Annotated in this window: 16 protein-coding genes; 10 read left to right on the top strand and 6 right to left on the bottom strand. The window is 34.3% G+C overall.

The features are described 5' to 3' along the window. Positions 1-128: 128 nt before the first annotated feature. Entirely contained in the window at positions 129-2447 is a 2319-nt protein-coding gene (metE, locus tag M0D21_RS20870) for a 5-methyltetrahydropteroyltriglutamate--homocysteine S-methyltransferase (RefSeq protein WP_248333120.1), read from the top strand. Between the two features lie 51 nt (positions 2448-2498). Here the strand turns inward: metE and M0D21_RS20875 are convergent, their stop codons facing one another. The 4 genes from M0D21_RS20875 to M0D21_RS20890 form a co-directional block, all read right to left on the bottom strand. Then, positions 2499-3863: a DUF3179 domain-containing protein gene (locus tag M0D21_RS20875; protein ID WP_248333122.1), complete on the bottom strand. Its 1365-nt coding sequence runs from the start codon at positions 3861-3863 to the stop codon at positions 2499-2501. A 68-nt stretch (positions 3864-3931) separates the two neighbouring features. Next, positions 3932-5695, bottom strand: a complete 1764-nt coding sequence (locus tag M0D21_RS20880) for an ABC transporter ATP-binding protein (RefSeq protein WP_248333124.1) — start codon at positions 5693-5695, stop codon at positions 3932-3934. A 216-nt stretch (positions 5696-5911) separates the two neighbouring features. Continuing rightward, entirely contained in the window at positions 5912-6520 is a 609-nt protein-coding gene (locus M0D21_RS20885) for a hypothetical protein (RefSeq protein WP_248333126.1), read from the bottom strand. 36 nt (positions 6521-6556) lie between these two features. Further along, positions 6557-7909 (bottom strand): DEAD/DEAH box helicase, encoded by a 1353-nt coding sequence (locus tag M0D21_RS20890; RefSeq protein ID WP_248333127.1) that lies wholly within the window; start codon positions 7907-7909, stop codon positions 6557-6559. A gap of 88 nt (positions 7910-7997) precedes the next feature. Between M0D21_RS20890 and M0D21_RS20895 the strand changes: the two genes are divergently transcribed. Both M0D21_RS20895 and pabB read left to right on the top strand, forming a co-directional pair. Beyond that, complete coding sequence (locus tag M0D21_RS20895) at positions 7998-8531, top strand: NADPH-dependent FMN reductase (RefSeq protein WP_248333129.1); 534 nt, start codon at positions 7998-8000, stop codon at positions 8529-8531. Positions 8532-8539: 8 nt separating this feature from the next. Then, entirely contained in the window at positions 8540-9850 is a 1311-nt protein-coding gene (gene pabB, locus M0D21_RS20900) for an aminodeoxychorismate synthase component I (protein ID WP_248333131.1), read from the top strand. 31 nt (positions 9851-9881) lie between these two features. Here pabB and M0D21_RS20905 read toward each other — a convergent pair whose 3' ends face one another. Beyond that, positions 9882-10583 (bottom strand): hypothetical protein, encoded by a 702-nt coding sequence (locus M0D21_RS20905; RefSeq protein ID WP_248333134.1) that lies wholly within the window; start codon positions 10581-10583, stop codon positions 9882-9884. Positions 10584-10740: 157 nt separating this feature from the next. Between M0D21_RS20905 and tilS the strand changes: the two genes are divergently transcribed. From tilS to M0D21_RS20940, 7 genes are all read left to right on the top strand, one after another. Next, positions 10741-12057, top strand: a complete 1317-nt coding sequence (tilS, locus tag M0D21_RS20910) for a tRNA lysidine(34) synthetase TilS (RefSeq protein WP_248333136.1) — start codon at positions 10741-10743, stop codon at positions 12055-12057. Next, entirely contained in the window at positions 12057-14039 is a 1983-nt protein-coding gene (locus M0D21_RS20915; RefSeq protein WP_248333138.1) for a cytochrome c biogenesis protein CcdA, read from the top strand. The genes tilS and M0D21_RS20915 overlap by 1 nt, the downstream gene beginning before the upstream one ends. Positions 14040-14137: 98 nt before the next feature. Beyond that, entirely contained in the window at positions 14138-14782 is a 645-nt protein-coding gene (locus M0D21_RS20920) for a Crp/Fnr family transcriptional regulator (protein WP_248333140.1), read from the top strand. 199 nt (positions 14783-14981) lie between these two features. Then, complete coding sequence (locus M0D21_RS20925; protein WP_248333141.1) at positions 14982-17351, top strand: spondin domain-containing protein; 2370 nt, start codon at positions 14982-14984, stop codon at positions 17349-17351. Positions 17352-17565: 214 nt separating this feature from the next. After that, positions 17566-19413, top strand: coding sequence for a CocE/NonD family hydrolase (locus M0D21_RS20930; RefSeq protein WP_248333143.1), 1848 nt, complete (start codon positions 17566-17568; stop codon positions 19411-19413). 18 nt (positions 19414-19431) lie between these two features. Beyond that, positions 19432-21303: a DUF885 domain-containing protein gene (locus M0D21_RS20935; protein WP_248333145.1), complete on the top strand. Its 1872-nt coding sequence runs from the start codon at positions 19432-19434 to the stop codon at positions 21301-21303. 177 nt (positions 21304-21480) lie between these two features. Continuing rightward, positions 21481-23463 (top strand): tetratricopeptide repeat-containing sensor histidine kinase, encoded by a 1983-nt coding sequence (locus tag M0D21_RS20940; protein WP_248333146.1) that lies wholly within the window; start codon positions 21481-21483, stop codon positions 23461-23463. A 22-nt stretch (positions 23464-23485) separates the two neighbouring features. Here M0D21_RS20940 and M0D21_RS20945 read toward each other — a convergent pair whose 3' ends face one another. Continuing rightward, positions 23486-24778 carry an HlyD family secretion protein gene (locus M0D21_RS20945; protein WP_248333148.1) on the bottom strand — a complete coding sequence of 431 codons (1293 nt, stop codon included), beginning with the start codon at positions 24776-24778 and terminating at the stop codon, positions 23486-23488. Position 24779: the final 1 nt, after the last annotated feature.

Genomic DNA, 24779 nt, shown 5'->3' on the forward strand with positions numbered 1-24779 from the left:
ATGTATTTATCGCTTTCTTATGCGATGAATATCTCTATGGCTTTATTTTTCTTCTTGCCAAATACGAAAGACTTAGTGAGTTTACTAAAAGAATTTTAAGAATTATTACTAATTTTTAAAATGTTACTATGCTTACACACAATCTAGGCTACCCGCGTATTGGTAGTAAAAGAGAGCTAAAAAAAGCTTTAGAAGAGTACTGGTCTGGCAAGACTACCTACAAAAACCTAATTCAGGTAGGGAAAAACGTTAGACAACACAATTGGCAATTACAGAAAAATGCCAATATTGATTTAATTCCCTCAAACGACTTTTCGTTTTATGATCAGGTTCTTGATATGTCATTGACCGTGGGCGCCATACCAAAAAGGTATCAAGCATTAATTACAGAAGAGATCCCTGTATTGGATTTATATTTTGCCATGGCAAGGGGATACCAAAAAGGAATTTTTGATGTAACTGCGATGGAAATGACAAAATGGTTTGATACTAATTATCACTACATCGTCCCTGAATTTTATAAAGATCAGGAATTCAAATTGTTTTCTACAAAGGTTATTGATGAGTTTTATGAAGCCAAACAATATGGTCTTATTACTAAGCCGGTTTTGTTAGGGCCCATTTCCTACTTATTACTGGGGAAAGAAAAAGAATCAGGTTTTCACAGAATAGAACTGATTAAGAATCTACTTCCGGTGTATATCAGTATTATTAAAAAAGTAGCTGCTCTTGGCGCGGTATGCATTCAACTCGATGAGCCTTTTTTAGCACTTGACATTTCTTCAGAAATAAAACAAGTATATAAAGAAGTATATAATGAATTGAAAGCTTGTTTTCCTGATGTTAAGTTTATGATTACTACTTATTTTGAAGGTGTTACAACCAATTTAGAACTGATATCACAAGATTTGAAATTCGATATTTTGCATATTGATCTGGTTCGTGACCCTAAGCAGCTTGATATTGTTTTAGAAAAGTTGCCTAAAGAGATGCAACTGTCTCTAGGGATTGTTGACGGAAGGAACATTTGGAAAAATGATTATAAAGCATCTATAGAAACGATTTTAAAAGCAGTGAATGTACGAGGAGTAGAGAATGTTTTGGTTGCCCCTTCATGTTCTTTATTGCATACACCTTGCGATCTTGATTTAGAAATGCAAAATGAAGACTTACCTTCTAATATCAAACAATGGCTATCGTTTGCAAAACAAAAATTAGGTGAACTATCTGCTTTACGAGTAAGTGTTTTGTATCCTGAAGATGAAAATGCAGCTATCGCACTTAGCTATAATAGTGCTTGTATAGATAGCAGAAGAAACTCAAAGATATTACACGATGAGCAGGTCAGAAAGAGGGTTTCTAAGCTAACAATTAAAGATAAAAGTCGTAAGTCTGAATTTTTAGCTAGAAAAACAAAACAGAAAGAAATTCTTAGACTACCAGATTTCCCTACAACTACTATAGGTTCATTTCCTCAAACGAAAGACATTCGTAAAAAGAGATCAGAATTCAAAAGAAAAGAAATTTCGAAAATTGAATATGATAATTATATGAGAAGTGAAATTGGAAAAACCATACAAATACAGGAAGAGCTCGGTTTAGATGTTTTGGTACACGGTGAAGCTGAGCGTAATGATATGGTAGAGTACTTTGGAGAACAATTAAAAGGGTTTGCCTTTACCAAATTCGGTTGGGTACAAAGTTATGGGTCTAGATGTGTGAAACCACCAATTATTTATGGTAGTGTGAGTAGAAAGAAAGAAATGACTGTTTCATGGTCAAAATTTGCTCAGTCTCTAACTCCTTTGCCGGTAAAAGGGATGTTAACAGGACCAGTTACGATTTTACAATGGTCTTTTGTTAGAAATGATCAACCTCGATCAGAGACATGTGCAGAAATAGCTTTGGCAATTAGAGATGAGGTAAAGGATCTTGAAAGTGCAGGAATTAAGGTGATTCAAATTGATGAGCCAGCAATGAGGGAAGGACTCCCTTTGTTAAAAGACCAATGGAATCAATATCTAAAGTGGGCTATTGATGCTTTTAGAATTTCGTCGTCTGGGGTTGAGGATTATACACAGATACATACCCATATGTGCTATTCTGAGTTTAATGATATTATAGATCACATTGCACATATGGATGCAGATGTAATTACCATCGAATGTTCAAGATCTCAAATGGAATTACTAGATGCATTTGCAGGTTTTAAATATCCTAATGATATAGGTCCGGGAGTTTATGATATTCACTCTCCTCGAATACCGAAAACCGAGGAAATCGTAGGTTTAATTCAAAAAGCACAAGGGTATATCCCTAAAGATCAATTATGGATTAATCCAGACTGTGGTTTAAAAACCCGAAACTGGAAAGAAACCAAGGAAGCTTTAAAATCTATGGTTATTGCAGCCAAAGAACTTAGAGCAGCGATACCACAAGTGGTCTAGTCAATTCATTTACACGAATAATCAATGGAAATAGCCCCTAAACTGTAGGGGTTATTTTATTAATTTAACTTTGGGGAAAGCAGCTTTGTACCCAAACCAAAATGCATTATGCGTAGGTAATCTTTTCAGAATTTTATTGGAGGTGATATTTTTCATATGGTTCTCATCAAGAGACCAGGAATTTCCACTAGTATCTATTACCGCAGATTCCTGATCGTATGAAGTAAAGGTTATACCTTCACTAAAATACACTCTATGCGCTCCACTTTTATCGGTAAAAACCACAAAGTTTTGATTATTAATCGTCCCTTCATAAATGTGATTTTTTCGCAAGAACTTGGAAGAAATAGCAATGTTCTCTTCAGTTTTATCTGGTAATCTGATAGCTAAAATTTCTTGCTTATTTTTTAATCTTCGATCTGTACTTGGAATTGTAAACATTAGATCGTCGGTAGCAAAATAATCTTTGTAAGCTATACCTTCGCCATAATCCCTACGATGTCCCGTATTTAGGGACAATACTTTGGTTTCGGGATGACGTTTTTTCCATTCACCCCATGTAGTAGTAACTACGCTTAAATAGTCTAACGCTATCCTTTTTCCAACCAAGGGGCCAAGTACCGGTTTACCCCAAAGGGTATTCCAAAGAGATTGTGTTTTTTTGTCATACATCAATTTATTAGATCGATATAAAAAACCACTGGTGCCAAGTTCGTATTTTATACCATCTTTTTCGGTTTTATATAGAATTACCGTACCGCATAGTGTACAATATACTCCTGCGACATCGACTCCTCCAACCTTATCGGTAAACATTTCATGCCAAGCCAGAATACGTTTAGGGTAGGCTCTTGTGTCTCCATTGATAGAAATTCCGAAAATAATATTGTCATCATCCAAGTATGTAGCCTGAGAAGCCTGGATCATTTCTGGATTACGAAGAGGAGGGATGCCATCCTGAATAACTCCACCCCAGCGAACTTCGTCTAATCTAATGGTAGACTGTGTATCACGATCCAAAAAATATTTGGCAAAACGATTATCGATACCTCTATGCAATGTAGCTTTGAATATAAAATAAGAGGGGAGATAAGTTTGTTTCTTGTTCCATATATAATCATACCAAGAATCAAAATCGTAGGAATAATATTTCTTGGTTTTTCTCTCGAGAATACGCATTAGTTTTTGTGAGGTGGAAGGGCTTTTGAGGAAATATAAAGATTCAATTGCTAGTATCTCAAAATGGTCAGACCAATTACGGTCTATGTAATTAAGCGCAGTTTGATGAATTCCAGAATCTCTGGAAGTAAAAAAATCTAGAAAGTACTCATAAGACTCTTTATCGGGTACTGTTGATTTTTGTGAATATATTTCTCCAAATTGAAGTATAACAATGAGAACTAATAACTTTTTCATAGACTTACTTTATGTAGTAAGTCGTTATTGGTTCGTTATATCAACATATGCATTCGAAAATTAATATTCTATATTCGAGCCTGGTAAGTATATAGATCAAAATATCTTCCTTCGGCAGCAATTAATTCGTCATGAGTTCCACGTTCAGCAATATTACCGGCTTCAATTACTAAGATTTGATCTGCCTTTTTAATAGTACTTAGTCTATGGGCGATAACAAAAGTTGTTCGGCCTTTCATTAATTCTGCGAGACTCTTTTGAATTAAAGCTTCGCTTTCGGTATCTAGATTAGAAGTAGCTTCATCTAAAATGATAATTTTGGGATCGGCAAGAATGGCTCTGGCAATGGCTATGCGTTGGCGTTGTCCTCCTGAGAGCTTTACGCCTCGTTCTCCAATTAGAGTATTGAGTCCATCATCAAAGCGGTCGGTAAACTCATTAACATATGCTGCTTTAACAGCTTGTTGAAGCTGTTCTTCTGAAGCATTTGGTCTAGGGAACAAAATATTTTCTCTAATAGTACCTTCAAATAAAAACTCGTCTTGTAACACAACTCCTAAGTTTTTACGATAACTATTAAGATTTACTTTTGATAAGTCTTGAGTATCGATTGTAATAGTACCTGATTCTGGATTTAAAAAAGTAGCTGCCAACCCAGCGATGGTAGATTTACCAGATCCCGAACTACCAACCAAAGCCGTTACTGTACCAGAATTTGCTGTAAAACTAATATTATGCAGAACTTCTTTTCCTTTTTCATAGGAGAAACTAACATCATCAAATACAATGTTACCTGCAATTCCATTAAGATGTATAGTTCTGTTAAGGGCGTCCTCCTCTGGGTCCATATTCATTAACTCTTCAGTTCGGTCTAAACCTGCAAGTGCTTCAGTGAGTTGACTGCCGATATTACTCATTTGTACAATAGGAGCGATCATAAAGGCGAGAACCATGGTGAAAAATAAAAAATCACCTGTGGTCATTTCTCCTTGCATCATGTAATACCCCCCAATACCCATAATACCTGTAGATGCAATTCCGGCAAGTAAAAAGGTAGATGAACTGGTCATTAGAGCGGTAGCAGTTAAACTTTTCTTTACATTTTGATACAAACGATGTACTCCGCTTTCAAAAATTTTATGTTCTTGTTCTTCAGCGCCAAACCCTTTAATTACACGAACTCCAGCCAGGGTTTCGGTCAATCTTCCTTTTACCTCGGCATTAATTTCACCACGTACTCTAAAAATAGGTCGTATGTATTTAAAGGCTTTTAATGCCACAATACCAAATAAGCTAACTGGCACTAATACAAAAAGTGTCATCCAAGGGTTGATGTAGATAAGTATTCCTAATGAAACAATCGCTGTGAATACACCGCCTACCATTTGTACCAATCCCGTACCGATTAAATTACGAACTCCTTCTACATCACTCATGATTCTTGATACCAATGCTCCTGACTTAGTGTTGTCAAAAAAACTAATAGGTAGAGAAAGTACTTTTTTTTGTACTTGTGCTCTTAACTCCGATATTAGATATTGTGCTTGTACGCTTAGGATTCTGGTAAGAAGAAATGAAGAAGTCGCTTGTACAAGTATTGCTATACCTACTATGATAAGTAGTTCATATAATTGTCCGAGGTCTTTTGAAGGGATTACTTCGTCTAGTAATGCTTTACTTTTCCAGGGTAGGATTAACCCGGCTATTCGGTTAAAAACGATAAGAATAAGGCCTATAAATACCAAACTTTTCCTTGGCCAAATAATGGTCTTAAAAGCTTTACCTATGCTTACTTTTGATTTTTTCTTTTTTTGATCGTTTGTTTGATTCATTAGGGACCAGATTTGAATAATGAAATAGTGTAATCTAAAAATTGGATGCTTCCAAAACGTTTCACTTCCAATATCAAATTTAAAACTTATGAGATCAGAATCTGGAAAAATAGTGTGAAAAAATCCCCAAAACTATAACTACAATGAAATCCTTTTTTGGTAAGCAAGACCAAAGTAGTATACTATAAATTAAGACATGTATATAGAAGTTAACCCCTATTGATCTATATGTTGTACTGTTTTTAGATTTCCTGAAATAGGAGAAATCGATATTTTTCTTTCGTTTTCCAAAACATAAAAAATATATTGACTGTTTAGCCCAATCAATTTTACTTTTTTCGAATCTCCATTAGAAAACTCTAGTAAGCGATTCACTTCGAAGTCTCCATTTTGTATTCTTTTGCTCATTTTCATTCCACCAGCAATAGCATAACCCAAATAGAAACCTAATGTTCCGGCTATCGGAATTACAAACATTGCATTCTTAAAAGAATTGTAACTTTTGGTTAATTTATTTCTCTTTTCATCTGAAAGATCTTTTTGTAACGACTTTTTAATTCTCTTTCTCAATATTGAGAATACTAAAAGAATGATAGCGATGTACCCTCCCATTACCAAAGGAGTCTTTATATTTTCTGTTAATATTACAATGGGACTTAACAATATATCTAGTACGTTGGAGTAATTAATGATATTGATATCTAGGAAGGCATAAAAAATCGAATAACTAAGAGTCCCCACTAGTAAGAGAAAGAGATAGGACAAGTAAATATATTCTTGAATACTTCTATTGGATAAGATTGACTTTTTGAATTGGTCTTTCATTATGTGATGTACAGGGTTAGTTGTTACAAGTGTAACTTATTTTCTTTTTCTCTTTTTGTTGTAGTTTTTATCTCCTCTGGTCTTAGGTTTTTTATATTTCTTTTTTATTTCTCGTTTGTATTTTCCTCCAAGATTAACCTTTCTGTTTTTTTCCTTTTTTTCGTGAAAGGCGGCTCCAGTTTCTTCATCTTTGGGGCGTTTGGTGGGATTGTATATTTCTTTAATTTTTGGCTGCTCTTCGGGAGTAAGTTCAGTAGAAATTTCAACACGATCTGGGAAATCAAATCGTTCGATTTTCATTTCCATTAGAGCTTCAATATTTTCTACAGATTCTTCTTCTTGTTCTGTAACCAAAATTAATGAAACCCCTTGCTTTTGAGCTCTACCAGTTCTACCAATACGATGCATATAGTTTTCTGGGTAGGTAGGAGTATCTACATTAATAACATGAGAAATATCGTCTATATCTAGCCCGCGTGCCATTACATCTGTAGCAATGAGTATGCGTTGCTCACCACTTTCGAATTGTTCGATACTACGCAGTCGGTAATTTTGAGTTTTGTTAGAATGTATAACGGCACATTGCTCGGAGAATGTGCGCTCAAATCTTTCAAACAACCGATCTGCCATTCTTTTATTGGCGACAAAGAGCAATACTTTTTGAAACTCTTCTTCGTTGGCTAACAAGTGCTCTAAGAGATTTACTTTGGTATAGAAATTTGCCGTCGAGTATAATCCTTGTTTTATGTTTTCAAGAGGAGTACCACTTTTGGCTATAGAGACTTTTTTGGGGTTTACAAATATTTCAGAAATAATATCTTCGACTTCTTCGGTCATGGTAGCCGAAAACATAATATTTTGCCTTTGCTGAGGTAAAATATCAAATATATTCATGAGTTGATGTAGAAACCCAAGATCCATCATGACATCTACTTCATCAATGACTAACTTTTGGATCGACTTTAATTGTAACGCTCTGCTTACTGCCAAATCGTATAATCTCCCCGGAGTAGCCACTATAATATCTAACCCTTGCGCAACGGTTTGTTTTTGAGTATTGATATTAGTTCCACCATAAACACCAGTGATACGAACATTGATATATGTAGAAAGCTTTTCAATTTCATCAACTACTTGTACAACCAATTCACGAGTTGGCACCAATACCAGTACTCTTGGGTTCTGCTGTACAGAATATCTAAGCATTCTAAGAATAGGAAGCATGTAGGCATAGGTTTTACCTGTTCCAGTTTGTGCAATACCTACCACATCTTTACCAGACATGACCACAGAAAAAGATTGCTCCTGGATTGGAGTTGGAATTTCATACCCCAAATCATCAAGAGCATTAAGAAGCTGGGTACTTAAGTTTAAATCTCGAAAAGTCAATTGATTTATTTTTTTGATGGTACAAAGGTAGACTTATTTTGCGACTGTAGGCATTTTGGTTACTTTTGAAATTCAAATCAAACAAAAAATGAAAAAAATCCTTGCTTTTGCCGGTTCTAACAGCGGTACATCAATCAACCATAAATTAGTTAAACATGTAGTTTCTGAAATTAAAGAACACGATATTATGGTTCTTAATTTGAATAGTTATGCAATGCCTATGTATAGTGAGGACGAAGAAAAAAAAGGTTTTCCGGCGATGGTAATGGGATTGAATCAAGAAATTTCAGAAGCTGATGCTTTAATCATTTCCGTAAATGAACATAACGGAAGTTTTGGTGCTTTTTTCAAAAATATTATTGATTGGTTATCTCGTTTAGATCGTAATTTTCTAGAAGGTAAGAAAATATTATTAATGAGCACGTCGCCAGGGAAAAGAGGAGGGCTTACCGCTCTTGAATATGCAAAAAGTATTTTTCCTCGTTTTGGAGGAGAGATTATAGAGAGTTTTAGTTTTCCTTCTTTTTATGATAATTTCTCTGTAGAATCTGAAACTGTAATTGATGAAACACTTTCATTGGGATTAAAGCAAGTTATAAGTACTTTTGCACATGAAATTTAATTGAATACGTGCGCATACATCAGAAATATAATATTGAAAACCCATTAGCTTTTAAGATTAAACTACTACAATGGGCACAAAGATTTGATGAGGTAGTATGGTTAGATTCAAATAACTATAACCAAACATATTCGAGCTATGATGCAGTATTGGCAGTAGATGCTTTTACCTCAGTTAAAACCGACTATTTTAACGCATTTGATGCACTCAAAGAATATCAGGAACAAACATCAGATTGGATTTTTGGATATCTTTCGTATGATCTGAAAAATGATGTAGAAGATTTACGATCAGAAAATAATGATCATCTTTATTTTCCAGATTTGTTCTTTTTTCAACCTAAGAAACTAATTCTTTTAAAAGGCAATGAGTTAGAAATTCAATACCTAAGAATGGTTGATGATGAAATAGAAACCGATCTAGATACCATTCATTCATTTTCTGAAACACTTGATATATCTGAAAAGAAAGACAATTCTTGCGGGAAAATTAAAATTAGCCTTGGCATGACCAAGGATGTGTATAAAGAAAAAGTAGCACTAATGTTGGCTCATATCCAACGTGGAGATATTTATGAAGCCAATTTTTGTCAAGAGTTTTTTGCAAAAGACAGTTGTATTGATCCGTTGTATACCTATCATCATTTAAATGACATTTCAGAGCCTCCGTTTGCAGCTTTTTTTAAAAATCATGGGACATATTTATTGTCTGCCTCGCCAGAACGATATCTAAGAAAAGAGGGGTGTAAAATTATTTCTCAACCTATTAAAGGAACGGCAAAAAGAGCAGAAAACCCGAAGAAGGATGATAATCTTGCAACGGAGCTTCATGAGGATCCAAAAGAGCGATCTGAAAACGTTATGATTGTCGATTTAGTAAGAAATGATTTGTCCCGAACTGCGTTAAAAGGTTCGGTTAAGGTTGAAGAGTTGTGTAAGGTGTATAGTTTTAAGCAAGTACATCAAATGATCTCTACGGTAGTTTCTGAAATTGATGAAACAATATCACCTGTGGATGTCATTAAAACCACCTTTCCTATGGGAAGTATGACAGGAGCACCAAAAATTTCGGCGATGCAAATCATAGAAAATTTGGAAGAGTCTAAAAGAGGATTATACAGTGGTGCTGTAGGATATTTTTCGCCTGAAGGAGATTTTGATTTTAATGTAGTAATACGAAGCATTTTGTATAACGAGGAACAACGATATATTTCATATACTGTTGGAGGTGCTATTACAGCAAAATCTAATCCTGATAAGGAATATGAAGAATGTTTGCTAAAAGCAAAAGCAATGAGGGAAGTTTTGGAAAGCCTTTAATACTTAAAGGTTAAACAATGTCTGTAAAAAGTTAAATCAAATTTTTACGGAAACTTTTTCTAACGTTGATAATAGTTTCCTTAACCTCAGTTGCAGTTAGATCTTTAATAGTAGCAATTTCTTCGAAATTTAACTTTCCGAAAATAAATAAATCAATAATTTTTGAAGTTTCCATGGGTAACCAACTGTAGAATTTACCCAGTAGTTTCTGCTTTCTGAAATCTGTGGAGGGTTCGGAGTCTATAATTTTTAAAATTTCAGAATCTAAATCATCATAAATGAAGTTTTGCTTGTTTTCTACGCTCTGGTGGTAACAAATGTCGTCGAGATCTTCTTTCATTATTAATTCATTATCTGCTTCAACAGTATATGTTTCTTCAAGCTTTTCTAATTCGTTTTTTAGAAAGTAATTAGTACTAATACTACGTTGATGCCAGCCTTCCTTATTATAGAGATCATCAATAAGATCATCGGCAATTTTAAAAAGCTGTAATTCTAGAGTTAATGTGTCAATTTCTATATCAAGATCATCATAGTAGAGTTTTAATATAGCGTCGTCAATAATTCCACTAGAACAATACATATTTTGAGGTAGTATACCAACGCTTTCAGCAATATATAATCGATGCTTTACATATGGGTGTAAGTGTGGGACTATGGATAATAATTTTTTACCAAATTCCTTTTGATCATCGGCTCCGTAAAATTTCTGTAATTCATATGTCGTATTCATTGGTGAGCGATTTAAGAGTTGTTCTTTAAAAATAACGAAAACAAATCAATTTTGGTGTTAAAAACTTGAAAATCAGCAAATAAAACAAGGTTTGAATCGTTCTTAGATAGTAAATCAAAATTGTATCTTTGAAAAATCATTAAAAATTAATGTCGTCTTGTTATCAAAAGAGTTTAAAGCACACATTTCAAATCATCTTTCTTTTTTATCGAGGAGTAGATTATTAATTGCCTGTAGTGGTGGATTGGATAGCGTGGTACTTGCCAGATTATGCGAAATGCAGTCTTTTGAATTTGGTATCGCCCATTGTAATTTTAAACTCAGAGAAAAAGAGAGTGATGAAGATGAAGTATTTGTAAAAGATTTGGCCGCACGATTAAAAGCCCCATTTTTTTGCACTCAATTTGAAACAGAACAATATGCAACAGAGAATAAGCTTTCTATTCAAATGGCAGCTAGAGAATTGAGATATTCTTGGTTCGAAAAAATAGCAAATGAGTATCAATACGAGTATGTTCTTACCGCCCACCATGCAGATGATAACTTAGAGACATTTTTAATTAATCTATCTAGGGGAACAGGAATAGAAGGTTTACTTGGCATTCCAGAAATTAACAACACTTACATTCGTCCATTATTACCATATTCTAGAGAACAAATTTTAGAGTTTGCCCAACAAGATGAGCTGCATTGGAGAGAAGATAGTAGTAATAGTAGTACAAAGTATCTTAGAAATAAGTTACGTCATGATATCATTCCCGAGCTTAAATCTATCAATACTACTTTTCTAAGTAATTTTAAAAATACATTAACGCATCTAAAAGCGAGTAATGAATTCATAAAAGGACAATTATTTAAGATTGAAAAAGATGTACTTCTATTTTGTGAAGATGGGACAATAAGTATTTCTATTGATAGGTTGCAGGAGTATGGAAATTTGAAAACATGCTTGTATTTTTTACTGAAAGATTATGGTTTTCGAGCCTGGAATGATATTGAACAAATGATTACAGCTCAATCTGGAAAGCAAATTTTCTCAGAGAAATATAGACTGGTTAAAGATAGAGAACGTTTATTAATAAGTCCTATTATCACATCTGTACCCAATCACCAGTACAAAATTCCAAAAGAAGAAACTATGCTTATGTTTCCTTCGGGAGCCTTAAAGTTTAAGGATGTAAGTACAATGGAATCAGCTGATTTAAAGACCATTTTTGTTGATAAAGAAAAGTTAAAATACCCTTTAGTTGTAAGAAAATGGAAAGAAGGCGACTATTTTTATCCGTTAGGAATGCAGGGCAAGAAAAAATTAAGCAAATATTTTAAAGATGAAAAATTATCTTTGCTCGCAAAAGAAAGAGTATGGTTGTTATGTTCTGGAGAAGAGATTATTTGGATAATAAACTATAGAGCAGATGACCGATTCAAAATTAAGCCTCAAACTAAACAAATATTAAAAATAACAATAACCTAATGCGGTACTTTCTACTATTTATAACAACTGTATTATTTTCTACAATATCATTTTCTCAAACTTTAGAGCCTATTAAATGGCAAGCTACTATTGAAAAGGAAACAGAAGATAGTTATATTCTAAAATTCAATGCAAAATTAGATAAAGGTTGGCATTTATATTCTCAAAAAGAAGCCGAAACCGATGATATTGCACCAACACCTACAGAGTTTTCTTTTAACAATACTCCAGAGACATATACACTAGTAGGAGAGACTATAGAGCCCGCGGGGATAGAAAAGTATGATAATATCTTTGAAATGGAGGTAAAGTACTTTGAAGAGAACGTGACTTTTATCCAAAAAATTAAGCAAATAGATAAAAATTTAAAAACTGTAAAGGCAGAGGTGTTTTTTTCTGTATGTGATGATGAAAGATGTTTGGCTCCAGATATTGTTGAGTTTAATTTGAATTTGAGCGGAGAAGCTTCAGAAAATAAAGGAGACCTTACTTCTATTACAGAAACTGATAAAATTAAATCAGAATCGCTTAATATTGAAGTGAAAGGGAAGGAAAAATTTCCTTCAGATCAAGTAGATCAGAAAAGTTATTTAAACATATTTATTTTAGGATTTTTAGGAGGTTTGATAGCATTGTTAACGCCTTGTGTATTTCCAATGATTCCTCTTACCGTGTCATTTTTTACCAAAAGTGCAAAAGACAAGAAAAAAGGTTTGTTTAATGCTATTTTATACGGGTTTTTCATATTTGCCATCTATGTATTGTTAAGTTTACCCTTTCATTTACTAGATTCGGTAGACCCCGAAATATTAAATAATATATCGACAAACGTTACCCTTAACATTGTCTTCTTTATCATATTTATAGTTTTTTCCATTTCGTTTTTCGGCTATTTTGAAATTACTTTACCTTCTTCTTGGAGTAATAGTTTAGATAGTAAAGCCACAAGCATAGGAGGGATAGTAGGTGTGTTTTTTATGGCACTTACCCTAGCATTGGTCTCTTTTTCTTGTACAGGACCTATTTTAGGATCTTTATTAGGAGGGTCGTTAAGTACCGATGGAGGTGCAATGCAACTTAGTTTTGGTATGGGAGGTTTTGGTCTTGCGCTAGCGTTACCATTTGCGTTATTTGCATTGTTCCCAAATTGGTTAAACTCACTTCCAAAAAGCGGAGGCTGGTTAAATACTGTAAAAGTTGTACTTGGTTTTATCGAATTGGCCTTGGCATTCAAATTTTTATCGAATGCAGACCTTGTGGAGCATTGGGGTATCTTAAAAAGAGAAATATTTATTGGTATTTGGATAGTGATTGGAATAGGAATGGTACTATATCTTTTTGGTAAGATTAAATTTCCTCACGATGGTCCTATTCAGAAATTAAGTTTGGGTAGAAAAGGTTTGGGAATTGTAACCTTATTGTTTGTGGTATATCTTATTCCAGGCCTAACCAATACAGCATATGCAAACTTAAAACTGTTAAGCGGGTTTCCTCCACCGTTATTTTATAGTATTTACGAAAAAGAGTCTCACGGTCCCCTTGGTTTAGATGCATATACAGATTTTGATCAAGGAGTAGAGGCTGCAAAGGCTCAAAACAAACCGATTATGATAGATTTCACAGGTTGGGCCTGTGTTAATTGTCGTAAAATGGAAGAACAGGTATGGAGTCATCCAGAAATTATAGAAGTACTTAAAGATAAATATGTACTTATTTCGCTGTATGTTGATGATCGTGAAGAGTTATCAGAAAATGATCAATTTAAGTTTCTGAAGGAAGACGGAAGAGTAAAGAACATTCGCACCATAGGAGATAAATGGGCAACCTTTCAAACGGTTAACTTTAAAAATAATTCTCAGCCCTATTATGTATTAATTGATGCTAATATGAATCTATTAAATCAAACTACCGCATATACTCCAGACGTACAAGAATACCTAAAATGGCTCAAGACTGGATTGCAAAACTATCATAATAAATAATTAAAAAAGATAGCGTTATAAATTTTTATTATAGCGCTGCTGTAAGTAAATATCAATTTTTCGACTGTATAAGTGTACAAACCATAATCAGTTGAAGAATGATAAAAGAAAAAATAGAACTTTCCCAGTGCTTTCCATTTATAGAGACAGAACTTAAGGATGAGATTTTATCATTTGGCGAACTTAAAGAAATCCCAAAAGGAGAATATGTGGTGCGACAAGGAAGCTATTTAAATTTCTTACCTATTATTTTAGATGGTTTAATTAAGATGTGTGCCGAAGAAGAAGAGGTTGAATTTCTCTTATATTATATCCATCCGGGTCAATGTTGTATATTAAGTTTTAATCACTTATTTGCACAGGAAGCTGTACGTTTTTCTGCAATGACCGAAAAAGAAACCAAAGTCCTATGCTTACCCATGCAAAAGGTAAAAGAATGGTTTTTGAAGTATCCGTCCTTTACCCAAATTATATTAAAAGATTTTCAGCGTAATTATGAAGATTTACTGCATACCACAAAGCAATTTGTATGCTACAAGATAGAAGATCGATTGGTAAATTATTTGACCGAGAAGGCGAAGTTGCAAAACTGCAATATGATTCAAATGTCTCACCAGCAAATAGCTTCAGATTTAGGAACGTCACGAGAAGTAGTTTCTAGGTTAACCAAAAAATTACAAGCAACAAATTTATTGATTCAACATAAAAGACACATCGAACTTACACAACTCGTAACCGCATAAAATTTTCATTTTTTCAATTCTTTTTGGTGCTGTAAAAGCACCTTTTGGTGTTGAGGTAAATTTGTATTCAACTATTTGATTATCAGATAATTAAATAACATTTTTTTAACATGTTTCAGTGACTTTTGTCACCGTTTTTAAGCTGATTTGATATTTACATTTGTTTCAAAATAAAACAAACAAATAAAAATATTGTATCATGAAAAAAATTAATCTTTTAGTATTAATCGGACTATTAGCATTTGCATCGTGTAGTGACGATGATGATGCTGTAGCTCCACCCGATGGAGGAACAGATAACGTTCAAAATGACGTTGTATTAAACGAAGTGAGATTTCAGGGAACTGATCTTATTGAAATTTTTAATAGAGGAAATCAGGAAGCAGACCTTAACGATTATTGGTTATGCCTTGGGCCTGGAACCTATGAGAGAATAGGTGATTTAACTCCACAAAGCGGTAATACTGTAATTCCTGCTCAGGGATATCTTGTTTTGGCATATAATTTACCCGATAATAATGGAGGTTTAGGATTATATTCTACCAACGAGTTTACTAACTCTGATGCTTTAGTAGATTTTGTACAGTATGGTGCAGGAGGTAGTGCAAGAGAAGATGTTGCAGTATCTGCTGGTCTATGGACAGCAGGAGAGTTTGTACCAACCGTTTCTGGAGCCGAAAATAGTATCGTTTACGATGGAGAGGGTAACGGAGCAGGAAATTGGGCCGAAACAACGTCGGTTACGTTTGGTGCAGAAAACGTACTTACCATGCCAAATAACGATGTGCGTTCTATCGTAATAAATGAAGTAAATTATGGGGAAGATAAACAAATAGAATTATGGAATAACGGGACAGTTCCTGTAGACCTTGCCCCGTACTGGTTATGTTTAGGGCCTGGTCAATACCTTCAAATAGATAACGCAACAATAGTAAGCGGAAATAAAGAATTAGCTCCGGGAGAATTTCTAGTGGTTAACTGGAATGAATTAGGTGATAGTGAAGGATTAGGGTTATATTCTACAAACACTTTTGCAAGTGCTGATGCAATCATTGATTTCGTGCAATGGGGAGCATCGGGTAGTGCAAGAGAAAATGTTGCTGTAGAAGCAGGAATTTGGACTGTAGGTGAATTTGTAGAAGGAGTAAGACTACCAAGTTATAGCATTGCCTATGACGGAGAAGGTGATGCTGCCAGCGATTGGGCCGAAGCTATAAATCCAACTTTTGGGATGGGTAATGCAACACCAATTAATCGAACTACTTTTAGTATTACCATTAAAAATACAGTAAACTATTTAAATGTGCATACCTTTACTACTCCAGTTGGTGCAGGTAGTCCTGGACCATTAACTACAGATGGATCTCAATATCAAGTGTCATTTAAAGCTGTACCTGGAACCAAATTTACCCCAGTTACGATGATGGGGAATAGTAATGATTGGTTCTTGGCACCAACAGACCTTGCTGGAATTGATTTATTTCCTAACGGGCAGGCACTGAATGGTGTAGATATTGCAGATCAACTGTCATTATATGATTTAGGTACCGAAGCAGACGGAGATCCAACTACATTTCCTCCAGCCGGAGCAGATGTGGGACCAGCGGATCCTAATACTTCTGTAAGATTGGTGCCTGGAAGAGGAACTGGAGATATTTATGTAACAGCGGTATTAGATTATACTAATGGAGATGGAAGCTCGGCAGGAACATTTACGCTTACCATTACTGCAATTAATACACCTGATCCGGGTATGGCAGCAAGCCAGGATAACGGATTCGTAGTTACTCCTGGTATTGTGGTACTACATGCGCAACCAGAGCCATTATTTACCTTAGGTGAAGAAGACAGAGGAGTAGGGTTAGAAGCTATTGCAGAAGATGGTATGCCAGGTGAGCTTTATAACTGGTTTACAGAAACTGGATCACAAGGAACGCCGTTAAGGTTATCTTCTTCATTAACACCTTTTTCTCCATCATTCATTTATGCATTTAACACAGATAGAGACCCTTGGTTCACACAAGGAGATGAAGCAAAACCATCCAGTGGAATGGAAGAAATAGCTGAAGATGGAAATAGAATGGTCGCTTATGATTACCTGAAAGATTTTGGTATTCCTGTTGCTCTGCCGGCTGAAGCAGGGCCAATTATGCCAGGAGGATCTCATACATTTACCATCGAAGTACCACAAGGACAAGATTATAAACTTGGTTTCGGAACTATGTTTGTAAAATCTAATGATTGGATTATTAGTACAAATAATGTTGGTCTAACATTGTTCAATGATGATGGAAGTCCTTTCTCAGGAACCGAAGTAAGTTCAAATACTTATTTATATGATGCAGGAACGGAAGACGACGAGCCAGTAGGATTCGGACCAAATCAAGTAATGAACCAGGGAACTCCAAATACGGGAGCTGCAGACGCAGATACTTCAATTCGAAGAGTATCATCACTAGAAGATGTACAGTTCGGAAAAGGTGTTATCAACAGTGCACCAGGAGTAACATGGTTTGGAGATCCAAGAGGAGGATATAACCTGATCGAAGTAAACATTCAAGCTCAGTAGTATCTTTTGTGGTATGCTTAATATGTGTAGGGGTATTCATATTGAGAGTATAGCTGCATAAGGTATGAATAGAAAAACCTTTGGTGGGGTCACCAAAGGTTTTTGTAGTTTGAATGAAAGTGATCTCAAACAATCACTGTGTTAAAATCTCCTTAAAGGCATCATACTCACAATACCATTTTTTTATCTTCCACCATAAACTAAATTTATCAAAATGCGATTCTTCAAAATTACTGTTCTCAAGCTTTTATTTCTTCTTATTTCTTGTTCTGGATTTTCCCAGGAAAAGGATAGTTATGATGTAAAAGCAAATTACACAAAACAAGAGGTAGATATTGTAATGCGTGATGGTACCAAGCTGCATACTACAATCTACTCTCCCAAAGATACTTCAAAGAAATACCCTATCCTTATGCAAAGAACTCCTTACAGTTCAAGACCATACGGAGCAGATCAGTTTAGATCTCAAATTGGGCCTAATAAATACTTGATGAAAGAAGGTAATATTATAGTATATCAAGATGTTCGAGGTAGATGGATGAGTGAGGGAGTCTATGATAATATGCGTGCCTATATTCCTAATAAAAAAGGGAAGCAATTCGATGAGGCAAGTGATACTTATGATACTATAGATTGGCTGGTAAAAAATGTGGCCAATAACAATGGAAAAGTTGGAGTTTGGGGTATTTCTTATCCTGGTTTTTATGCAACATATTCATTACTAGATTCACACCCAGCACTGAAAGCGGTTTCGCCACAGGCTTGTATTGGTGATTTCTTTTTTGATGATTTTCATCATAACGGAGCGTATCTTTTGAGCTACTGGAGAGCAACTGCAGTATTCGGATATGAAAAAACAGAACCTACAGATAAAGGTTGGTACAGCTTTCCTGATCTAAAAAGTAAAGATCAATACCAGTTTTTCTTAGATGCTGGTCCACTAAGTAATCTAGATAAATATTATAAAGAAGATAATGTTTTTTGGACACAGTTAAAAGAACATCCAAATTATGACGAGTTCTGGCAAAAAAGAGGAATCATCCAACACTTAGAAAAAATCAAACCTGCAGTTATGGTTGTGGGAGGATTATTCGATGCTGAAGACCTGTATGGTCCATTCGAGACCTATGAAAACATAGAAAATAGAAGTGATAATTATAATATCATGGTTTTTGGTCCGTGGAGCCACGGAGATTGGGCACGTAGTAAAGAAAGACAAGCCGTTGGGAATGTATATTTTGGTGATAAATTGTCTGAAAACTACCAAAAGAATGTAGAAACTAAGTTCTTTAATCATTTCTTGAAAGGTAGCGGAGATGATAAAACCGGTTTACCAGAGATTCAGATTTTTGACACAGGTAAAAAAGAATGGAATTCATATGAAAGTTGGCCACCAAAGAATACCGAGAAGAAAACATTTTACCTTTCTTCCAAAGGTCTTGATGAAAGTCAGGGAGGAGATTTTTCAGAATTTGTAAGTGATCCTAAAAAACCTGTGCCGTATTCTGAGGATATTAAAATGGTATTTACTCCTAGAAAATACATGACCGATGATCAGAGATTTGCTGCAAGAAGACCTGATGTATTAGTCTTTGAAACTCCTGTACTCACAGAAGATGTAACCTTATCTGGAGAGGTTCTGGCTAAATTAAAGGTAGCCACAACAGGGACTGATGCAGATTGGGTGGTTAAATTGATAGATGTATTTGCTAACGATGTAGAAGATACTCAAGAGACTCAGAAATACCTCAAAATGGGGAATTATCATATGATGGTTCGTAGTGAAATAATGAGAGGGCGTTTTAGAAATGATTTTAGTAAACCAGAACCTTTTGTTCCTAATCAAAAAACTGATGTAAATATTAAATTACAAGATGTACATCATACCTTCAAGAAAGGACATAAAATTCAAATTCAAGTACAAAGTACATGGTTTCCTTTGATCGATTTGAACCCACAAACCTATGTGCCAAATATCTTTAAGGCGAAAGAATCAGATTTTACGAAGCAGACACACAAAGTATTTCATGATTCTTCAATAGAAGTTTCAATATTAAAATAATCAATCTAGAGCTTGAATATGATTAGATATCTAAGTAACATAAGGATTTTATTAGGATTGGCTTTATTAACGGTGTTGAGTTGTAAAGAACAATCTGGTGAGCCTGAAAAAGCAGTCATAAGCGAAGAAGAGATAGCACAAAAATCTCAGGAACTTAACGACTGGTTCGAACAACAATTTGTTGTAGATATGAATAGATCCCCAATGACCCAAACCTATTTAGGAGTAAAAACTGAGGACTATGGAAAATGGGATGATATATCTTCTAAGAGAGAAGTTGAAAATATGGAGCTTACTAAGCAAAGATTGGCGTATCTTAAAGACTCTGTTGATATTTCAAAATTAAATAAAGCTACGTTGCTTAGTTACAAGTTAATGAAGCAAGATTTGGAAAATGAAATCGAGGATTTTCAATATCGATTGTACGATTACCCTGTAAATCAAATGCACGGTATGCAGGCAGAAATTCCTGCTTTTATGATAAATATGCATCGTGTAGAAAATAAGAGCGATGCTGAAGCATACATTTCTAGACTGAGTGGTATGGACGAGCTATTTGGGCAGTTGATCGAGAACATGAAAATGAGAGAAAAGAATGGAATTCTACCTCCAAAGTTTGTTTTTACCAAAGTCCTAGACGACAGTAGAAACATCATTAAAGGACGGCCTTTTGATCAATCTAACCATGAGAGTACTTTATTAGCCGATTTCAAAGGAAAAATAGGAGCAATAGAGCTTTCTGAAGAAGAAAAAGAAGAGTTGTTAACGAATGCTGAAAAAGCGTTAGCTGAGGATGTAAAACGTGGTTTTGATAATCTTATTGGTTTACTCGAAAAACAACAACAAAGAGCTACTACGGATGATGGTGCTTGGAAATTTCCGAAAGGGGATAAGTTTTACAATATAGCATTGCAAAGAACTACAACTACCGATATGACAGCCGATCAAATTCATGAATTGGGTCTAAAGGAAGTAGAGCGTATTCATAATGAAATGCGTGACATTATGAAGCAAGTTAAGTATGAAGGAACCTTACAAGATTTTTTTCAGTTTATGAAAGAAGACAAAAGGTTTTATTATCCTAATGATGAAGAAGGAAAAGCAGCTTATTTAAAAAGAGCAGTTGGGCTAATCGATAATCTGAAATCTAGGTTAGATGAGTTATTTTTAACAAAACCGAAAGCAGACATTGTTGTTAAAGCTGTGGAGCCTTTTAGGGAAAAAAGTGCAGGAAAGGCATTTTATCAAAGGGGAACACCAGATGGTTCCAGACCAGGAACCTATTATGCAAATTTGTATGATATGGAAGCGATGCCTATTTATCAAATGGAAGCCTTAGCCTATCATGAGGGAATACCAGGACATCATATGCAAATTTCAATAGCACAGGAATTAAAAGATATTCCCAAGTTTAGAAAATTTGGAGGATATACTGCATATATAGAAGGGTGGGGATTGTATAATGAATTTCTGCCAAAAGAAATAGGACTTTATAATGATCCATATTCTGATTTTGGAAGATTAGCTATGGAGCTATGGAGAGCTTGTCGCTTGGTGGTAGATACTGGAATTCATGCAAAAAAATGGACTCGTGAGCAAGGTATAAAATATTATACCGATAATACACCAAACGCAGAAAGTGATGCTATAAAAATGGTAGAGCGTCATATTGTAATGCCTAGTCAAGCCACCGCATATAAAATTGGTATGAACAAAATTTTGGAGCTTAGAGAATATGCCAGAGGAAAATTAGGAGATACATTTGATATAAGAGAATTTCATGATGTAGTGCTAACCAATGGAGCGGTTCCTCTTAATGTTTTGGAAGACTTAATAAATGATTGGATAACTGGAAAACAAACTAATGCCATAGATGATACCAACTCATAATTTTTGCTAAAATCAATGTAAATGAATAGAAAAACCTCTTTTTATTAAAGAGGTTTTCTTTTTTTATGGTAAAACCATAATTTATTGTAAGAAAAAGATTTCAAATTGTTGTTTGTGTTGTATTTTTGTGTATTTTGCGGATAAAATTAACCTTTTGTCTAATATAAGCCCCAAGATATGAAGATAAAAAAGGAACACTTATTTATATGTTTTGTAATACTTATCATACGCATTGGTTTTTCCCAAAATCAAGGATTGCGTTTTGACCTTTCAGAAATAAAAACGTTAAAGGATTCTATCACTTTTAATAACGCTGTAAATGACCTTAGAGAATTAGTTTCTGAAGAACAATATGATAGGGCTAATACGTTTGCTAATGAACTAATTAGCATAGGAAATGCTTTACAATATGATAAAGGTTTAGGACTGGTTTACAGGGAAAAAGGAAATATAAGTAATGGGTTTAATCGAAGTATAGAGTCTGATAGAAATTTCCAAAAAGCCTTTACTCACTTAGAAAAAGTTAATGACTTAAATGGTTTGGCTACAGTGTATAATGATAGATTCATTATAGAACAAGGTAAGGGTAATTTTGAGAAAGGTGCAAACTATTTACTGAAAGCAAAATTATATCGTGAACAGCTAAAAGACAGTATAGGTTTATCTAGCGTTTATAACAATCTAGCCATTATTTATAAGGAATTGAAAGATATTCCTTCTGCGGAAAAGTATTATCTAAAATCTATTGCAATAACAAAGCGATTAAGAACAGATGGTTTAGGCATGGTAATGAATAATTTGGCGTTGTTATATACAGAAAACAGAGATTTAAAGGAAGCTAAAAAATTATTGAAAGAAGCATTGAAGATTAATAAGACTCAAAATGATCTTAGGCATACTGCCCAATCTTACAGTATTATGGCTAAAGCAGCTATGTACGGCAAAGAATATGCAGCTGCAAAAAAATATTACGATACTACTTTATGCGTGGGTAGTCAGACCAATTTTAAATTACTGGTTATAAATGCAAAACAACAATTAGGTATTATAGCATTAGAACAAGGAGAATACAACAAAGCAGATGGACTTCTTAAAACTGCAAGAGAAGATTTTTCAAAAGCTAATGCTGTGCCACTACTGTTAAAGAATTATAAGTATTCTTTTAAATTAGATTCTTTGAAAGGAGATTTGTTAGGTGCTCTAGGATGGCAAAGAAAATATCAAAAGTTAGCAGACAAAAGGAGATCTGAAATTACTGCGAAAGAAGTAGAAAAAACTAAAGCCCAATATGAAGCAGAATTACAACAACTTAAACTTATAGAGGAACAAGAAAAAAGAGAACGGGAAACCTCTGCTCAATTGTTTCAATATCGTTTGATTACTTATATTTCTTTGGGAGTTGTAATCGCTATATTAACATTTTTAATTCTAATTATTAGAACAAGAAATGAACGCAAAAGATTAATAGCTAAGTTGGATAACTCTAATCAGGTAAAAAATAAGTTGTTTTCTATAATTTCACATGATTTAAAAAATGAAATAAACGGCTTGGAGGGAAGTCTAAATCTTCTAAAAGATAATACAATCTCAACAGAAGAATTTAGGCAAATAACGCCATTGCTTGCAAATAGAACACACCAGACCTCAATTATGTTACATAATTTATTAAACTGGTCAAAATCTCAATTAAAGGAATTGAATGCTCAACCTACCTCTTTTGATATTTCAGATGTTATCTCAGATAAGTTCTCCTTCTTTCAGCAGAAGGCAATGCAAAAAGATATACAACTGATCAATAATCTAGATCCAACCATAATCTATGCAGATAGAGATATGTTTGGAATAGTAGCCCAAAACTTAATTGCCAATGCTATTAAATTTTGTAATCCTGGCGATTCAATTGCTTTGGTTTCTGAGGATAAAGAGAATCACTATGAAATTCGTTTTAAAGATACTGGAGTAGGGATTAATCCACAACACCTAAACCGATTATTCGCTGAGGAAACGTTTACAACTCCGGGTACACAAAACGAGACAGGTACAGGGCTTGGACTCAGAATTTGTAAAGAACTTATTGAATTAAACCAAGGTTCAATTGAAGTTCAGAGTTCTGTAGGAGAGGGGAGTACTTTTTGCGTATACTTACCCAAAGCGGCGTGATCAATATAAACTTTAGCCTCGATTATTTATCCATTAAGTTTCTGAATTGATAGAAAAATCGTTCGATTAAACGAAGATCTTCAGTAACAATCTCTACGATTCCTCGCATTTCTTGTTTAAAAGGAATCTCTTTGTTATAGGTTGTTATAAGTTTATCAGGTAAAGCTACATCGATTAGATATAATCCATTGCTATCTGGTAACAGTGAAATGTAATCGACAGTTCCTTTGAGTGTTCCAAACTCATCATCTGGAAAATTCTCTAATTTGATGTTGGCAGTTTGCCCGATTTTAATTTTACCAGAATTTTGAGAAGGAGCTTTGATACGGGCGATGTACGAAGATTTCTCGATTGGAATAATTATGAAAACAACATCCCCAGCCGTAACGGTTTGGTTGCTGTTTCTATAATTAAGGAATGAAACTCGACCTTCAATATCAGATTTTAATACATACTGCAATTCCCAATCTTTAATACTCTTTTTTAGTTGATCAAAAGATTGCAATACTTTTTTAAATAAATTGATTTCTTCTTTCCTTTTATTAATTTCTGTGCCTTTAGAATTTTTGGCAGCATTACTTATGTTTTCTGTTATCTGAGATAATTGAACATCGTTGTTTTTATAATTTCTGTCAACTTGTAAAAAATCTAGTTCTTTATTTTCATATTCTTGTTCAGAAATCACTCCTTTTTCGAATAACTCTTTTTGTCGTTGCAATTCTTTTCTTTTGAAATCAAGCTCTGCTTTACCCAATCTTTTTTGAGCCTTTAAGCTTTCTAATCTTCTATATAATTCAGATAACGATACTTGATTAGCTATAGCTTCATTAGAAAAAGGCTGAAGCTCTTTATTAAGGACGTATTCTGAATAGCTATTTTCAAACAACGCGAAACTAGTTTCAATATCACCTAGAAATAAACCTTGCAATTGCTCAACAGGAAATGTAAAACTTTCGTTACTTAATTTGGTAGTATCGACAATAGACTTCAGGTAAAAGACATCTTTATAGTTTGCAGTACTTTGTAAAATAGCTAAGGGAGTATCTTCGGGTACAATTTGATTGTCCTTAACCAATATAGATTCAAGTTTGCCATTGGTTCTTGCATATTCTTTTTGAGGAGGAATTTTTGTAGTAACAATGGCCTCTGCAGGTATTACATCGGGGTACTTTATTAACCACGATAAGAATAATAATAAAAGGACTAAAACCAAAATAAGCACGTTACCCCAACGAATCATCCAATGAGGTACTCGAGTTAATATTTCTTGTACTTCTTCACTCCTTAGCTGTATGTCATCTAATGTATCTGGCATA

This window comes from Aquimarina acroporae, assembly GCF_023195925.1.
GTDB lineage: Bacteria > Bacteroidota > Bacteroidia > Flavobacteriales > Flavobacteriaceae > Aquimarina > Aquimarina acroporae.

What these genes read in the sequence shown, in the direction of transcription:
- M0D21_RS20920 (WP_248333140.1), top strand. Translation starts at nt 14,138, where the DNA reads ATGATAAAAGAAAAAATAGAACTTTCCCAGTGCTTTCCATTTATAGAG.
- M0D21_RS20925 (WP_248333141.1), top strand. Translation starts at nt 14,982, where the DNA reads ATGAAAAAAATTAATCTTTTAGTATTAATCGGACTATTAGCATTTGCA.
- metE (WP_248333120.1), top strand. Translation starts at nt 129, where the DNA reads ATGCTTACACACAATCTAGGCTACCCGCGTATTGGTAGTAAAAGAGAG.
- M0D21_RS20940 (WP_248333146.1), top strand. Translation starts at nt 21,481, where the DNA reads ATGAAGATAAAAAAGGAACACTTATTTATATGTTTTGTAATACTTATC.
- M0D21_RS20905 (WP_248333134.1), bottom strand. Translation starts at nt 10,583, where the DNA reads ATGAATACGACATATGAATTACAGAAATTTTACGGAGCCGATGATCAA.
- M0D21_RS20880 (WP_248333124.1), bottom strand. Translation starts at nt 5,695, where the DNA reads ATGAATCAAACAAACGATCAAAAAAAGAAAAAATCAAAAGTAAGCATA.
- M0D21_RS20930 (WP_248333143.1), top strand. Translation starts at nt 17,566, where the DNA reads ATGCGATTCTTCAAAATTACTGTTCTCAAGCTTTTATTTCTTCTTATT.
- M0D21_RS20895 (WP_248333129.1), top strand. Translation starts at nt 7,998, where the DNA reads ATGAAAAAAATCCTTGCTTTTGCCGGTTCTAACAGCGGTACATCAATC.
- M0D21_RS20875 (WP_248333122.1), bottom strand. Translation starts at nt 3,863, where the DNA reads ATGAAAAAGTTATTAGTTCTCATTGTTATACTTCAATTTGGAGAAATA.
- M0D21_RS20885 (WP_248333126.1), bottom strand. Translation starts at nt 6,520, where the DNA reads ATGAAAGACCAATTCAAAAAGTCAATCTTATCCAATAGAAGTATTCAA.
- M0D21_RS20945 (WP_248333148.1), bottom strand. Translation starts at nt 24,778, where the DNA reads ATGCCAGATACATTAGATGACATACAGCTAAGGAGTGAAGAAGTACAA.
- M0D21_RS20935 (WP_248333145.1), top strand. Translation starts at nt 19,432, where the DNA reads ATGATTAGATATCTAAGTAACATAAGGATTTTATTAGGATTGGCTTTA.
- M0D21_RS20915 (WP_248333138.1), top strand. Translation starts at nt 12,057, where the DNA reads ATGCGGTACTTTCTACTATTTATAACAACTGTATTATTTTCTACAATA.